Origin of the sequence: Massilia sp. YIM B02443, from assembly GCF_030411955.1 — a bacterium.
Lineage (GTDB): Bacteria > Pseudomonadota > Gammaproteobacteria > Burkholderiales > Burkholderiaceae_D > Telluria.
On the sequence record NZ_JASNRA010000016.1, the window covers coordinates 19,021 to 32,457 of the forward strand.

Sequence of the window (13,437 nt, forward strand, 5' to 3'; positions counted from 1 at the left end):
CCATGGCCCGAGCAAAGCGCCGCGTCTGGCGCGCGTCCAGCGCCGATAGCCAGGGCATGACGCAGGCCGATCTGGACGCGATCAAGAACTACCGGGCGAACCGCGGTTCGCAGCGCTACTACCGCGACCTGAAAGCGATCGACGACAAGACCCCATCCACCCAACCGGACGACACGAAAAAATGAACATGACCGCCAGCACGCAAGCACCGGCGCCGGAAGTTCCGCAGCGCCGCTTCGATGACCACGCCTTTTCCGGCCGCCCGCTGGACTGGGGCGATGAGGGCACGCCTTTCGATGGCTCCAGCGTGGTGTACTTCTGCCGCATCCGCAATGCGCTGCCGGTGCACTGGCACGAGATCCGGACGAAGGAGCACCTGCTCGACGTCCAGGCCGACGCCGCGCGCTACGAGCTGCGGATCCTGTTCACCGTCCCGGTTGACGATCTGGTGCGCGCGCCGATCGCGCACGTCGCCATGGCGCGCACGCGGCTGGACACGATCCAACGCGCCGCCGGCGCCGCCATCGCCAACATGCGCGCTGTCGCCTGCGAGTTCAAGGAGCTGTCATGAGCCAGCCCCCGCTGCGCGCCGTCGGGTGCCATGTCGCCTGGGTTCTGACCTGGGTCGCAGCGTGCACCACCGCAATCCTCACCGGGCTGCCGCAATGATCCGCCGCATCGCCCAGGCACTGGTGTTCGTGCTGGCCTTCCTGATCATCGTGGCCGAAGTGCAGCGCGCCGACGACGAAGCAGCAGCGCGCGCGGCAGCCGCCTTCTACGGAGCGCGGCCGTGACGTTCGAAGAACTGCGGGTCACCTACCAGTGCCCGGAACAGATGGCGCGCGACCTGTTCGCGCAGCTGGCCGCCTGCCAGGCGCTGCACACGATGGAGCAAGCCTTGCGCGCCAAGGCCGAAAACAAACTGGCAGCGGCCGCAGCGCCGCGCCGCACATACCGACAAGACGAGGAGAAGTGATGAGCAACGAACAGAACACCCAGGCCGGCGCCAACTTCCTGACGAACGACCAGATCGCCGCCGGCGCGGCCATTGAATGCGATCACGGCGCCCCGATCGGCCGGAACGTCGCCATCGACGTGTTCGACGCGATGCGCGCGGCCGCCCCTGTCGCGGCACAAGCCGGTCAGGTAGCGGTGCCGGGACAAGCTGATATCGAATGGAGTCATGATGTTCAGGAGCGGCTGATCGCAGCTGGCGTCGATGAGAGCGACGAAGTACGCGGCTTGATGGCCGAGGCTGCGTCCCTGTTGGCCGCACTGACCGGTCGTCCCGCCCCATCGCCAGCAAAGGAATCGAAATGAGCCAGCCTACCGCATCCCCTGAACTGCCGGACCTCGACCACCTGGAAGCGCTGGCGCGCGCGGCAACGCCTGGCCCATGGGCCTACCAAGAAGACTCGGACGCCTACACTCACATCGTCCGGCCTGTCGCCAGCCCTGGCTGGATTATTGCCAGCGCGACGCAGACCAGCAAGCCGGAAGGCGAAGCTAATGGCCGCTGGATCGCCGCCGCCAACCCTGCCGCAGTGCTGGCCCTAATCGCCCTTGCTCTCCGCGCCAAGCCAGAGGGCGAAGCACGCCCGACCGACGATAACCTGTGGGACGAAACGCTGCGTGACCGCGACACCTACCACGAATGGGCCGACAAGCTGGCGGAGGCAATCAGCAAGCATTTCGATGCTTACATCGGCGAGCACAGCAACACCAACTGCCCATGGCATGAGGCGCTGGAAGCGATTGAAAGCGCGCCGCCAGCCAGCAAGCCAGAGGGCGAAGCATCGCAAGCCACGGCGTTGAACGGCCGGATCACTGGCGCGCATGCGTGTTTTAGCGAAGCCATGCCGCCCGGCAGTCTCACGTCGATCGGGCATGCGCACGTCTACAAGGCGCTGCAAGCCGCGATTGCGCACTATGTTGCGCATCAGCCAGCCGCCCAGCATGCAGAGAGCGGCGCACGGTGCGATACCTGCGGCGGAAGCGGCCAATACAGCTACGGGAACAGCGGTAGCGCAGAAGACGGCAACGCGCCGGTAATGGAGCCCTGCCCGGAATGTGGGCATGCAGAGAGCGGCGCGCATCACCTGACACCAGAGAATGTGGGCGCTGTCATCAAAGACCTGCGCGAAATTGAAGACGGGTCCACCGCATTCCCGGTCGAGCACCGCGATTGGCGTACGCAAGCGGGTGTGTTGGTCCGCATTATCGAATCGCTCGCCGCTCAGTCCCAAGGCGCGCAGGCGGTTGATGATGAAGTTCCGCCGCTGACCATGGCAGTGTACGGGACGCGCACCAATCTGGAACTTGAGAAACAGCGCCGCGCCGCTCTTGCCGCGAAGGCCGAAGCGCCGGCCGCCCAGCAAGCCGCAGCACCTGGCGCGCCGAAAATCCGTGAGCATCGCCCTTTGTGCCATCAGTGCAATGGACGCGGCCTGATCGGCCTGTTGACCTCGCTTCGCTGTAACGCGTGCAGTGGAACCGGCAGAGTGGCCGCCCCTAGCGCCCCCGGCACACCGGAAGCGCCGGCCGAGATCGAAAAGGCGCTACGCGAGCTAATGTCGATCGTCCGCATTCATAGCGACGCCACGGACGAGAATTTCGCTTGGGCTGAAATGCAGTATGCCGAGGAAGTGCTGCGCGCCGCCCAGCTCGACGGCGGCCAGGGAGAGGGAGAAAAGGCATGAGCACGACATTCTCGAAGAACGGTTCCGCTGCCCTGATGCACGCAATTATGATCGGGTCGAATGAGGGCGACCAAGTCATGATCGCGGCAGCGACTCCGGCACTACTAAAGCGCGCATTCGCCGATCTCGTTGGAGGCAAGCTGAAGAATGAGGACATTTCTCACGTGGCCGTCTGCGAGGCTGAACTTGCTGGACTTCTTCAATTCCAAGGAGCCGACCATGGCTAACCCCTCCCATGACAAGGGCAATATCACCGACGCCGAGATCGCCGGCATAATGGGCTGGCGCGGGCCAGGCGTCTATTCGGGCCCGACTCTGCGCAAGATCCGCGAGATCATCAACCACGTGCTGCGCGTCGAGCGCGCCACCCCGCCATCGCCCAGCACCGCGCCCGAGTCTTCGCAATTCGCGAATCGAGAAAACGGCGAGGCGTATAACAGCCGTTTAACCAGTGAGGTGGACGAGCGCGCAGCATTCGAGGCGTGGCATCACAGCCATTTCGGGGTGCACGTTCACCGCGCGCAGGCTCATCACGGTGGCGACAAGCGAGGGCTGGAGTACTGGAGCGACTACACCAATAACTCTTGGGCGGCTTGGCAGGCTCGCGCCGTCCTTGCTTCTCGCCCTGCTGAGGTGGACGACGAAGGGCTGCCGCCGCTGCCGGCCGCGTCGGCGCGCGCATATGTGCAGAACGGCTACCGGCGCGCCAGCGTGTTGTCGGGACCGGGCGAGCCGCTGTTCACCGCCGAGCAGTACCGCCAGGGCCAGCGCGATGCGGTGGCGGCATACCGGGCGGCGAAGGAATTCTGCGACAAGAACTGCCTTTCGTACCGGCGCGAGCCAGGGTGCTCGATGGGCAAGCTCTGTGTGTCGGAGCCGTGATGATCGACCTGAGCAACATCACGCACACCGCGCGGCGCCAGCACCAGTGCGCCGGCTGCGGCCTGACCGTGCACGCCGGCGAGCGGTACGTGCGCGCCCAGGTGCCGGGCGGCGGGCGCGCGGCGAAGCGGGCGTTCCATGGCAAGTGCTACACGGCCATGGCCGAGAATATTAACAAGGAGAATGCGCATGAGCGCAATATTTGAACTATCGCTCCCGTCCGAGACGCTGACGCCTGACGAGGTGACCGACATATCGGGCTGCAAGCGCGCAAACGACCAGGTCGAATGGCTGAAGCGAAACGGGTGGCTTTTCATCCTGAATCGCGCAGGAATGCCTATTATCGGACGGCTGTACGCGCGCCTGAAGCTCGCTGGCATCAATCCGGCGCTGCTGGCGGCGCCGGCTGGCGAAGGGGGTTGGCAGCCTGATTTCTCGAAGGTTCAATAACAGGTAGGCAATGAGACCGAAAACGAGCGGCAAGAAATTGCCGCCGCGCATGTTAGCGCGAAAGAAAACACTCAAATCCGGTAAGGTGTGGGTCGGCTACTACTACAACGGCCGAGCGCCCGACGGCCGGCGGATCGAGATCCCACTGGGCACCGACCTGGTCGCCGCGAAACGAAAATGGGCCGAGCTCGAGTGCGCCGAGACACCGTCGGATGCTTCGCTGATGAAGTATGTGTTCGACCAGTACGTGCGCGACATCCTTCCGAAGAAGAAGCCGTCGACGCAGCGCGAGAACATGCTCTGCCTGTCGAAGCTGCGGCCCGTCTTCGATAGTGCGCCGATCGATTCAGTCCTGCCGCAGCACATCGCCCGGTATCGTGACGCGCGGTCGGCGCCAGTGCGCGCGAACCGCGAGATTGCCCTGCTCTCCCACGTCTTCAACATGGCGCGCGAATGGGGCTTCACCCAGAAGGACAACCCATGCCGCGGCGTCCGGAAGAATAAGGAAGCCCCGCGCGACTATTACGCCGAGGCCGACGTCTGGGATGCGGTGTATGGCGCCGGCAGCCAGGCGCTGCGCGATGCGATGGACCTGGCCTACCTCTCCGGCCAGCGGCCGGCGGACGTCCTGAAGATGCGCCAGGTCGACATCCGGAACGACGAGCTGCACGTCCTGCAAAACAAGACGCGGCATGCTCTGCGGATCCGCCTGCATATCGACGGCGTGCCGACGCAGCTTGGCGTGTGCGTCGACCGCCTCATGGCGCGGCCGGTGAAGGCGATGAGCGGCGCGCTGGTGTGCACCGAGGAGGGCCAGGCCCTGACCGCGAAGATGCTGCGAGATCGATTCGACGCCGCGCGCGCGGCCGCCGCTGCCCAGGCCGAGAGGGAGCGCAACGAAGACTTGGCGTGCCGGATCAAGGCGTTCCAGTTCCGCGACATTCGGCCCAAGGCGGCCAGCGAAATTGCAAGTCTGGACGACGCCAGCAAGCTGCTCGGGCACACGGATAAGCAGATCACGCAGAAGGTCTACAGGCGGGTGGGAGAGGTCGTCAAGCCGACGAGGTAAGGCGGGAGTTGCGGAGATCGTCTCCGCAACTTGTAAATTGATGGCCCCAGATTGTTAAACCTAGCGCGAGAAAATGATGAGTCTGGAAACAAAAAAAGCCGTCGAAAATCAACGGCTTATTTTGGAATTTTGGCGGAAGCGGTGAGATTCGAACTCACGAACGGTTTCACCCGTCGGCAGTTTTCAAGACTGCTGCCTTCAACCACTCGGCCACGCTTCCTTGGAGGAACCGGCATTATACATAATTCATCTGTGGCGGTAAGGGTGTTTTGGCGATGCGCGGGCCGGGGCGGAAGGTCACACAGTCGCGACAGGTCGAGCGAACTTGGGTTCCCGCCTGCGCGGGAACGACGGTTTTGAGGGTGGCGATCTGCCTGACGGCGACGGACTGCTCAGCTTAACCGGCTACCGCACTCACCCAACCAACAACCAGTTCTCCCGCAACCCGCGCTCAAACTCGTACGCCGGCAACGGCGCCGCATACAGATACCCCTGCACCTCATCACACCCGGCCTCGCGCAGGAATTCCAGCTGATCCAGCGTCTCCACCCCTTCCGCAATCACCCGCAGACACAACTGCCGCGCCATGCTGATGATCGTCCCCGCGATCGCACAATCGCTGGCATCCTTCGGAATCCCGGTCGTGAACGAGCGATCGATCTTGAGCGTATGGATCGGAAACCGCTTCAGGTACGACAGGCTCGAATACCCGGTCCCGAAATCGTCCAGCGACAACGCCACGCCCAGCGCCGTGATCCGATCCATGATCCCGGTCACCCGCTCGAAGTCATGCATCAGCGTGCTCTCGGTAATCTCCAGCTCCAGCCACGACGGATCGAGCCCATAGCGCGCTAGCGTATCCGCCACCCGCACCGGCAGCGCCGCCGTGAACTCGCGCGCCGACACGTTCACCGCCAGCCGGAACGGCGCCAGCCCAGCCCGCTGCCAGATCGCCGCCTGCGCGCAGGCCTGCTCCAGCACCCATTCGCCCACCTGCACGATCAGCCCGCTGCTCTCGGCCAGCGGAATGAACTCGCCCGGCGGCACGATGCCGCGCTGCGGATGGATCCAGCGCACCAGCGCTTCGGCGCCGACGATGCGCCCGCTCGCGATCTCGAACTTGGGCTGCCAGTACAGCACCAGCTCGCCGTTGCCGAGCGCGTGGCGCAGGCCCGACTCGATGCGCATGCGCTCCTGCATCCCTTTGTTCATGTCCTGGCTGTAGAACGCCACGCTGCGGTCCGGATCGGCGTCGGTGGCCTTGGCCCGTTCCATCGCGATGTCGGCCAGCCCGAGCAGGGTCTCGGCGTCGCCGCCGTCCTGCGGGAACACGCTGATGCCGATACTGGCGCCCACGCGCAGGTCGTGGCCTCCGATCATGAACGGCGCGTCGAGCGCCGCCTGCAGCTTTTGCGCCACCGTGGTGGCTTCGAAGTGCTGGCGGAAGTCGAACAGGCCGACCGCGAATTCGTCGCCGCCGAGGCGCGCCACCACGTCTTCTTCGCGCAGCGTGTCGCGAAAACGCTGGGCGGCCTGCCGCAGCAGCTCGTCGCCGATGCGCCGGCCCAGCGTGTCGTTGATGCGCTTGAAGCGGTTCAGGTCGACGAACAGCACCGCGCCCATGCCGTCGTTGCGCTGGGCGACGGTCAAGCCCTGGTCAACCAGGCGCGCGAACAGCGTGCGGTTCGGCAGGCCGGTCAGCTCGTCGTAATAGGCGAGGTGGTGCAGCTGTTCTTCGGCGCGCTTGCGCTCGGTGATGTCGGTCAGATAGGCGATCAGGCCGGTCGGGCGGTCGGCCAGGTCGCGCAGCGGCGACAGCGACAGACTGGCCCAGAACACGTCGCCCGATTTTTTGCGGCGCCGCACTTCCATCATGCGCCCGCCCTGCTCCGCGAACGAGTCGTTCACGGATTCGTCTTCGTCGGCGTATAAAAACAGGATGTTGCGCCCGATGGCTTCCAGTGCGCTGTAGCCGAACAGCGCTTCGGCGCCGCGGTTCCAGCTGGTGATGTAGCCCATCTGGTCCATGGTCAGCACCGATTCGTGGATCTGGTCCAGGATCTGCGACTGGTGTGCCAGTTGCGCTTCCATCTGCGCATAGGCGTGCGTGGAGCGCTGCGCCAGCGCGTGCATCTGCATCAGGCTGGCCGTCAGATGCGCCAGCGAGCCCAGACGGCGCTGGGCATCGTCGCCATAGCTGGCAGGGCCGCTCACCTCGTACCAGCCGAACTGCTCGATGCCGGCCGTGACCGCACAGCGCAGCACGCCGGCCGGCGACAGGCCCGGCTCCACCAGGCCGGGACCGGGCACGTAGCGTCCGTCGGGACTACCCAGCAGATCGCGCGCCAGCCGGCCCAGTTCCTGCGCCAGCGCCTCGCCGCGCAGGCGCAGCACAGCGTCGCAGACAGCGGTGGTGCCGCCGATGAAGTCCACCGGCAAGGCGCTCTGCGGATCGAGAGAAAGGTCGAGCGGCATGGCGACGCGCGGCTCAGACATTGCGGCCTACCTGGATCGCCCAGTGGTAGGCCGCCAATTGGCTCTTCCACCAGTCATGCGCCGTCACGCCGGCCGCCGCCAGGTCGTCGGTGCCTGGTTCGCCCTCCGCCAGCCGCAGCCAGCCTCCCAGCTGGCCGCCGCGGTGCACCAGGGCCGCTGCGACATCGGGCGGCAGCTGCAGCTCGCGCGCGATGTCTTCCATCGACATGCGTAGCAGGCGGTCTAGCAGCGAGAAAACGCCGGTCATGAATGCCAGGTCTTGCGCGTCACGCTCGCCACCGTGCTGGCGGCACAAGGCTTCCACCTGCGCGGCGCGGCGCGCGGCCAGCGGCAGCAGCAAGTTTGGCAGGCCGTCCGGCTGCGGACGCGCGTACAGCAGCAGCTGCAGCCAGCGCTGCAGCTGGCGCCGGCCCAGCACCGCGATCGCCTGGGCGAAGCTGGTGATCGGGGTGCTGACCGCGAACGCGGCCGAATTGACCAGTTTGAGCAGGTGGTACGACAGCGCCGGATCCTGCTTGATCTGCTGTTCCAGCTCGTGCGAATCGGCGTCGCGCGCCAGCAGTCCGAGCAGGGTCATGATGCGGCGGCGCGAGCTGCCGTCATCGTCCGGGCGCGGGGCGGACAGCGGATCATAGGGATAGTCGCCGCAGAACCAGTCGAAGCCGGCAATCTCGCACTCGGTGAAGCGGCGCGCGCTGTCGACGCCATGCGCCAGGTGCGGTCCGAACAGGGCCACCAATTGGCCAGGTGGCGGCGCGTCGTGGCGGCAGTCGCGCGCCACGCAGCGCAGGGCCGGCGGCGGGGTGACGCCAGACGGGATGTCGCCGTCGAGCCAGATGCGGTAGCCGGCGCCGTGCAGTTCGGCCAGGCGCGGCGCGTACTCCTGCGCCAGCGCGGCGGCGTCGATCAGCAGCCCGATGCGGTTGGCCGGCAGCAGTGCCGCCACTTGCGGCGTCAGCGTCGCGAGATTCTTCAGCACCAGCAGGCCGTCGAGCGGCGCGATCGCCGCCAGCAGGTCGGGCTGGCCAAACAGCGCCAGCAAACCCGCCTCCCCGTCGGCGCCCGCTCCACCCGGCAGCCGCAGGCGCAAGGCCACCCATTCGTTCTGCGCGTTCGCGACCGGATCGATTGCTACCAACGGATACATGCCCTGCGCTGCCATGGAGGTGCTTTCAGTGATATTCAAACAATCTTATTGCACCAATTGTTTTAAAGCAACCACAATGTTTCCTAGTGGATATTCACCTTGAACTGCCGGTTACTGCCCTCAATCCGTCCCTGCGCGCTGGACCGCGAAACGGATGAGTTCAGCCTGCCCTTCGATGCCGAGTTTGCGCTTGATGTTCAGGCGGTGGGTCTCGACCGTGCGCACCGACAGGTCGAGGTCGCGCGCGATCTGCTTGTTCGACTGACCGGCCGCGATGTGCTTGAGCACCTCGTGCTCGCGCGCGGTGAGCTGGTCGCTTGGCGCGGCAGGGCTGGCCAGCTGGCGCGCCAGCGCGGCGCTGTAGTAGATGCCGCCGCCCATCACGGTCTCGATCGCCAGCACGATGTCCTTGCCCGGCGCGTCCTTCAGCACGTAACCGCGCGCGCCGGCCTGCATCGCCTGGCTCACGTATTCGGGCTTGTCGTGCATCGACAGGATCAGCACGTTCACGCCGGGGTGCAGCTGGGTCAGGCGCGCCGTGGCCTCGATGCCGCTGCCGCCGCGCATGTTCACGTCCATCAGCACCAGGTCGGGCTGGCATTCGCCGGCCTGCTCGATCGCTTCCTCGCTAGACCCGGCCTCGGCCACCACGTGCAGGTGGGGCGAGGCTTCCAGCCGCGCGCGCAAGCCATCGCGCACCAGCGGGTGGTCGTCCACCAGCAGGATCCTTACCACCTTGGGTTCTTGGTTCACCGCATTCATCCTTCTTTAATGTTCAATCCTTGACGTCGATGCTGGCCACCACCCGGGTGCCGGCGGCGGACGAGACGATCGCCAGCCGGCCGCCGATCGCCTCCATCCGCTCCATCATATTGCGCAATCCGATCCCGCGCTTGGGATGCACGGCAACGCTGTCGGCATCAAAACCGACGCCGTCGTCGACAATGCTCAGCACCACCGCGCCGCCCATGCGCTCGAGCAGCATCTCGATGCTGCGCGCGCCGGCGTGGCGCTCGGCATTGGTCAGCGCCTCTTGCGCGATGCGGAACAGCACCGTGGCCGCCACTTCGCTCAGAGCGTCGACCGCGCCCACGGCGCGAAAGCGCACCGGGGTGCCGGCGTGTTCGCCGAACTCGCTGGCCAGGTGGTCCAGCGCCGGCGCCAGGCCCAGGTCGTCCAGCAGGGTTGGCCGCAGGTCGTGCGAGATGCGGCGCACGTCGCCCAGCACGGTCTTGATCTGCTCCACCGTGCGCTCCAGGCCGGCGCGCGCCTGCTGCCGGCGCGCCTCGTCGCCGTCCAGGCGGATGATGCCCGCCTCTAGCTGCAGCTTGACCGAGACCAGCGCCTGGCTGATGCCGTCGTGCAGGTCGCGCGACAGGCGCGCCCGCTCTTCTTCCTGCGACTCGACCACGCGCTGCGCCAGCACTTTCAGTTTGGCGTCGGCCACGCGGTGCTCGCTGATGTTGAGCGCCAGCCCGCCCACCGCGACGCCGGTGGCGGCCAGGATCGCAAGACCGGCGATCCACAGCAGCGTGTCCTGGATGTTGCGCGACTGCTGGTCGGCCACCTGCGCCAGCGCAGCGTCGACGTCGTCGAGGTAGATGCCGGTGCCCATCACCCAGCCCCAGTTCGCCACCGGCACCACGTAGCCGAGCTTGGGCGCGGCGCGCTTAAGCGACGGCTTGACCCAGTGGTAGCGCTGGAAGCCGCCGCCCTGCTTTGCGCGCTCGATCAGCGCCTGGATCGATTTCACGCCGGCGGCGTCGACCCAGTTCCACATGTCGGTGCCGACCAGTTCCGGCTGGCGCGGGTGCATCAGGTTGCGGCCCTTGAGGTCGTACAGGAAGAAGTAGCCGTCGCCGCCATAGCTGAGCGTCGCCAGAATGCGCTTGGCTTCTTCGCGCGTCGCCGGGTCGCTGCGGCCCGAGCTGGTCAGGTGGGCGATCGAATGGGTGGCCAGCTGCACGTAGTGGCGCAGCTCGGCTTCCTTGCTGTCCAGGTAGGCGCGCTCGATGGTGGCGCGCTGCTGCTGGGCCAGCGTGACCGCGCCCTGGCGCACATAGAGCGCGATCGCGCACAGGGCCACGATCAGGGGCGCCACCGCCAGCACGATCACTTTTTGTCTGAGGCGCATATGCCGTCCGCATGAAAGGAAATAGCAACCCAGCATTCTACGTCGGGCGGCGCGCAGTAGCCTGCGTACTACTACGTAGTCGCTGCGTAATCTTGCGCTTGCGGTGCTGGCAATAGTGCAAGATACTCAACCAGCAAGTGCATATGTAGTTAATAAACGGTGCCGGAACCAACCGCTGCGCCACAAGCACCAATCCACATCGGAGGAGTCACAATGAAACGTTTATCCGGCATGCTCGGATGGATCGCGCTGTCCATCCTGGGCGCGTTCTCGCTCGGATTCATCGCGGTCAAGCGCGGCGAAACCATCAATGCCATCTGGATCGTCATGGCCGCAGTCTGCGTCTACCTGATCGCATACCGCTTCTATTCGCTGTACATCGCGACCAAGGTGATGGGCCTCGACGCCACGCGCCAGACCCCGGCCTACAAGTTCAACGACGGCCTCGACTACGTCCCCACCAACAAGTACGTGCTGTTCGGCCACCACTTCGCCGCGATCGCCGGCGCCGGCCCGCTGGTCGGCCCGGTGCTGGCGGCCCAGATGGGCTACCTGCCGGGCATGATGTGGATCCTGGCCGGCGTCGTGTTCGCCGGCGCGGTGCAGGATTTCATGGTGCTGTTCATGTCGACCCGCCGCGACGGCCGCTCGCTGGGCGACCTGATCAAGTCCGAGATGGGAGAGATCCCCGGCATGATCGCCCTGCTCGGCACCTTCATGATCATGGTGATCATCCTGGCGGTGCTGGCGCTGATCGTGGTGAAGGCCCTGACCGGCTCGCCGTGGGGCACCTTCACCGTGATGGCGACGATCCCTATCGCGCTGTTCATGGGCCTGTATTCGCGCTACGTGCGCGTCGGGCGCATCGGCGAGATCTCGCTGATCGGCTTCGTCTTGCTGATGCTGGCCATCATCGGCGGCCAGTGGGTGCACGATTCGCCGACCTTGGGCCCGATGTTCACCTTCACCGGCACCGAACTGACCTGGATGCTGATTGGCTACGGCTTCGTTGCCGCCACCATCCCGGTGTGGCTGCTGCTGGCGCCGCGCGATTACCTGTCCACCTTCCTCAAGATCGGCACCATCGTCGCCCTCGCGGTCGGCATCCTGGTCGTGGCGCCGGACCTGAAGATGCCGGCCGTGACCAAGTTCATCGACGGCTCCGGCCCGGTCTGGTCGGGCAATGTGTTCCCGTTCCTGTTCATCACCATCGCCTGCGGCGCGGTGTCGGGCTTCCACGCGCTGATCTCGTCGGGCACCACGCCGAAGATGATCGAGAACGAGTCGCACGCCCGCTTCATCGGCTACGGCGGCATGCTGATGGAATCGTTTGTCGCCATCATGGCGCTGGTGGCGGCATCGACCATCGACCCGGGCGTCTATTTCGCCATGAACAGCCCGGCCGCCCTGCTCGGCACCACCGCGCAGACCGCGGCCGAAGCGGTATCGAAGATGGGCTTCGTGATCACGCCCGAGTCGCTCGAGCAGATGGCGCGCGACGTCGGCGAGCACACCATCATCTCGCGCGCCGGCGGCGCCCCGACCCTGGCCGTGGGCATGGCCCACATCCTCTCCAACGTGGTGGGCGGCCCGGCCATGATGGCGTTCTGGTACCACTTCGCGATCCTGTTCGAGGCGCTGTTCATCCTGACCGCGGTGGACGCGGGCACCCGTGCCGGCCGCTTCATGCTGCAGGATTTGCTGGGCGCGTTCGCGCCGTCGCTCAAGCGCACTGATTCTCTCCCGGCCAACCTGCTGGCGACCGCCCTGTGCGTGGCGGCCTGGGGCTACTTCCTGTACCAGGGCGTGGTCGATCCGCTGGGCGGCATCAACACCCTGTGGCCGCTGTTCGGCATCGCCAACCAGATGCTGGCCGGGATCGCGCTGATGCTGGGCACCTGCGTGCTGTTCAAGATGAAGCGCGCCAAGTACGCATGGGTCACCGCGCTGCCGACCGTGTGGCTGCTGGCCTGTACGCTCACCGCCGGCTGGCAGAAGATCTTCCACAGCGATCCGAAAGTCGGCTTCGTGGCGCACGCCCAGAAGTACCAGGCGGCGCACGACGCGGGCACCATCCTGGCCCCGGCCAAGTCGATCGCCGACATGGAGCGCATCATCTTCAACGACTACGTCAACGCCACGCTGGCGGGCTTCTTCATCTTCGTGGTGCTGGCGGTGCTGCTGTACGGTATCCGCACCGTGCTGGCGGCGCGCGAGAAGTCAGGGCCGAGCGCGAAAGAGTCGCCGTACGTCGCCATGCCGACCGCTCAGGTGCCGTGATGTTCGGCACCCTGGCACAGGCCGGCAAGTATCTCGGGCAGAGCCTGCGGCTGATGGTCGGCCTGCCCGAGTACGACACCTATCTGGCGCACATGGAGAAGACCCATCCGGACCAGGCGCCGATGAGCTACGAGGAGTTCTTCCGCGAGCGCCAGGAGGCGCGCTATGGGGGGAGCCGGGCGTCGTGCTGCTGATGCGGCGAGAGGCTTGAACGAAGGGACGCTGCGGCGTCCCTTTTTTATCGTCGTAGGGTTGGCGGCTTCGCCGCCGACGCGGTGAT

Annotated in this window: 17 protein-coding genes and 1 tRNA gene; 13 read left to right on the forward strand and 5 right to left on the reverse strand. The window is 65.9% G+C overall.

Going from position 1 to position 13,437, the window contains the following annotated elements:
• Positions 1–2: 2 nt before the first annotated feature.
• The 11 genes from QPK27_RS16715 to QPK27_RS16765 all read left to right on the forward strand — a co-directional run bounded on the left by QPK27_RS16715 (position 3) and on the right by QPK27_RS16765 (position 5,100).
• Positions 3–185 (forward strand): hypothetical protein, encoded by a 183-nt coding sequence (locus tag QPK27_RS16715; protein ID WP_290419383.1) that lies wholly within the window; start codon positions 3–5, stop codon positions 183–185.
• The gene (locus QPK27_RS16720; RefSeq protein ID WP_290419384.1) at positions 182–571 is read left to right on the forward strand and encodes a hypothetical protein; all 390 of its coding nucleotides are present in this window, start codon (positions 182–184) and stop codon (positions 569–571) included. Before QPK27_RS16715 ends, QPK27_RS16720 begins: the two co-directional genes overlap by 4 nt.
• Before the next feature lie 94 nt (positions 572–665).
• Positions 666–794, forward strand: coding sequence for a hypothetical protein (locus QPK27_RS16725; RefSeq protein WP_290419385.1), 129 nt, complete (start codon positions 666–668; stop codon positions 792–794).
• A complete protein-coding gene (locus QPK27_RS16730) occupies positions 791–976 on the forward strand; it encodes a hypothetical protein (protein ID WP_290419386.1) in 186 nt (61 codons plus the stop codon). Before QPK27_RS16725 ends, QPK27_RS16730 begins: the two co-directional genes overlap by 4 nt.
• Positions 976–1,320 carry a hypothetical protein gene (locus QPK27_RS16735; protein ID WP_290419387.1) on the forward strand — a complete coding sequence of 115 codons (345 nt, stop codon included), beginning with the start codon at positions 976–978 and terminating at the stop codon, positions 1,318–1,320. The genes QPK27_RS16730 and QPK27_RS16735 overlap by 1 nt, the downstream gene beginning before the upstream one ends.
• Complete coding sequence (locus QPK27_RS16740; RefSeq protein WP_290419388.1) at positions 1,317–2,699, forward strand: hypothetical protein; 1,383 nt, start codon at positions 1,317–1,319, stop codon at positions 2,697–2,699. The genes QPK27_RS16735 and QPK27_RS16740 overlap by 4 nt, the downstream gene beginning before the upstream one ends.
• Entirely contained in the window at positions 2,696–2,926 is a 231-nt protein-coding gene (locus QPK27_RS16745; protein WP_290419389.1) for a hypothetical protein, read from the forward strand. The genes QPK27_RS16740 and QPK27_RS16745 overlap by 4 nt, the downstream gene beginning before the upstream one ends.
• Positions 2,919–3,581, forward strand: a complete 663-nt coding sequence (locus QPK27_RS16750; RefSeq protein WP_290419390.1) for a hypothetical protein — start codon at positions 2,919–2,921, stop codon at positions 3,579–3,581. The genes QPK27_RS16745 and QPK27_RS16750 overlap by 8 nt, the downstream gene beginning before the upstream one ends.
• Positions 3,581–3,787 carry a hypothetical protein gene (locus QPK27_RS16755; protein WP_290419391.1) on the forward strand — a complete coding sequence of 69 codons (207 nt, stop codon included), beginning with the start codon at positions 3,581–3,583 and terminating at the stop codon, positions 3,785–3,787. The genes QPK27_RS16750 and QPK27_RS16755 overlap by 1 nt, the downstream gene beginning before the upstream one ends.
• Positions 3,771–4,031, forward strand: coding sequence for a DUF4224 domain-containing protein (locus tag QPK27_RS16760; RefSeq protein ID WP_290419392.1), 261 nt, complete (start codon positions 3,771–3,773; stop codon positions 4,029–4,031). Before QPK27_RS16755 ends, QPK27_RS16760 begins: the two co-directional genes overlap by 17 nt.
• A gap of 10 nt (positions 4,032–4,041) precedes the next feature.
• Positions 4,042–5,100, forward strand: a complete 1,059-nt coding sequence (locus QPK27_RS16765) for a tyrosine-type recombinase/integrase (protein ID WP_290419393.1) — start codon at positions 4,042–4,044, stop codon at positions 5,098–5,100.
• A 130-nt stretch (positions 5,101–5,230) separates the two neighbouring features.
• Here the strand turns inward: QPK27_RS16765 and QPK27_RS16770 are convergent.
• The 5 genes from QPK27_RS16770 to QPK27_RS16790 form a co-directional block, all read right to left on the reverse strand.
• Positions 5,231–5,320: transfer RNA gene (locus tag QPK27_RS16770), tRNA-Ser, on the reverse strand.
• A gap of 194 nt (positions 5,321–5,514) precedes the next feature.
• A complete protein-coding gene (locus tag QPK27_RS16775) occupies positions 5,515–7,596 on the reverse strand; it encodes a bifunctional diguanylate cyclase/phosphodiesterase (protein ID WP_290419394.1) in 2,082 nt (693 codons plus the stop codon).
• On the reverse strand, positions 7,589–8,758 hold the full coding sequence (locus tag QPK27_RS16780) for an HDOD domain-containing protein (protein WP_290419395.1): 1,170 nt from the start codon (positions 8,756–8,758) through the stop codon (positions 7,589–7,591). The genes QPK27_RS16775 and QPK27_RS16780 overlap by 8 nt, the downstream gene beginning before the upstream one ends.
• Before the next feature lie 105 nt (positions 8,759–8,863).
• Positions 8,864–9,505 (reverse strand): response regulator, encoded by a 642-nt coding sequence (locus tag QPK27_RS16785; protein ID WP_374047082.1) that lies wholly within the window; start codon positions 9,503–9,505, stop codon positions 8,864–8,866.
• A 13-nt stretch (positions 9,506–9,518) separates the two neighbouring features.
• Positions 9,519–10,877 (reverse strand): cache domain-containing protein, encoded by a 1,359-nt coding sequence (locus QPK27_RS16790; protein WP_290419397.1) that lies wholly within the window; start codon positions 10,875–10,877, stop codon positions 9,519–9,521.
• A 213-nt stretch (positions 10,878–11,090) separates the two neighbouring features.
• Here QPK27_RS16790 and QPK27_RS16795 point away from each other — a divergent pair, with 213 nt between their 5' ends.
• Together QPK27_RS16795 and QPK27_RS16800 are read left to right on the forward strand one after the other, a co-directional pair.
• Positions 11,091–13,157 carry a carbon starvation CstA family protein gene (locus QPK27_RS16795; RefSeq protein WP_290419398.1) on the forward strand — a complete coding sequence of 689 codons (2,067 nt, stop codon included), beginning with the start codon at positions 11,091–11,093 and terminating at the stop codon, positions 13,155–13,157.
• Positions 13,157–13,351, forward strand: a complete 195-nt coding sequence (locus QPK27_RS16800) for a YbdD/YjiX family protein (protein ID WP_290419399.1) — start codon at positions 13,157–13,159, stop codon at positions 13,349–13,351. Before QPK27_RS16795 ends, QPK27_RS16800 begins: the two co-directional genes overlap by 1 nt.
• The last annotated feature ends 86 nt before the right edge of the window (positions 13,352–13,437 follow it).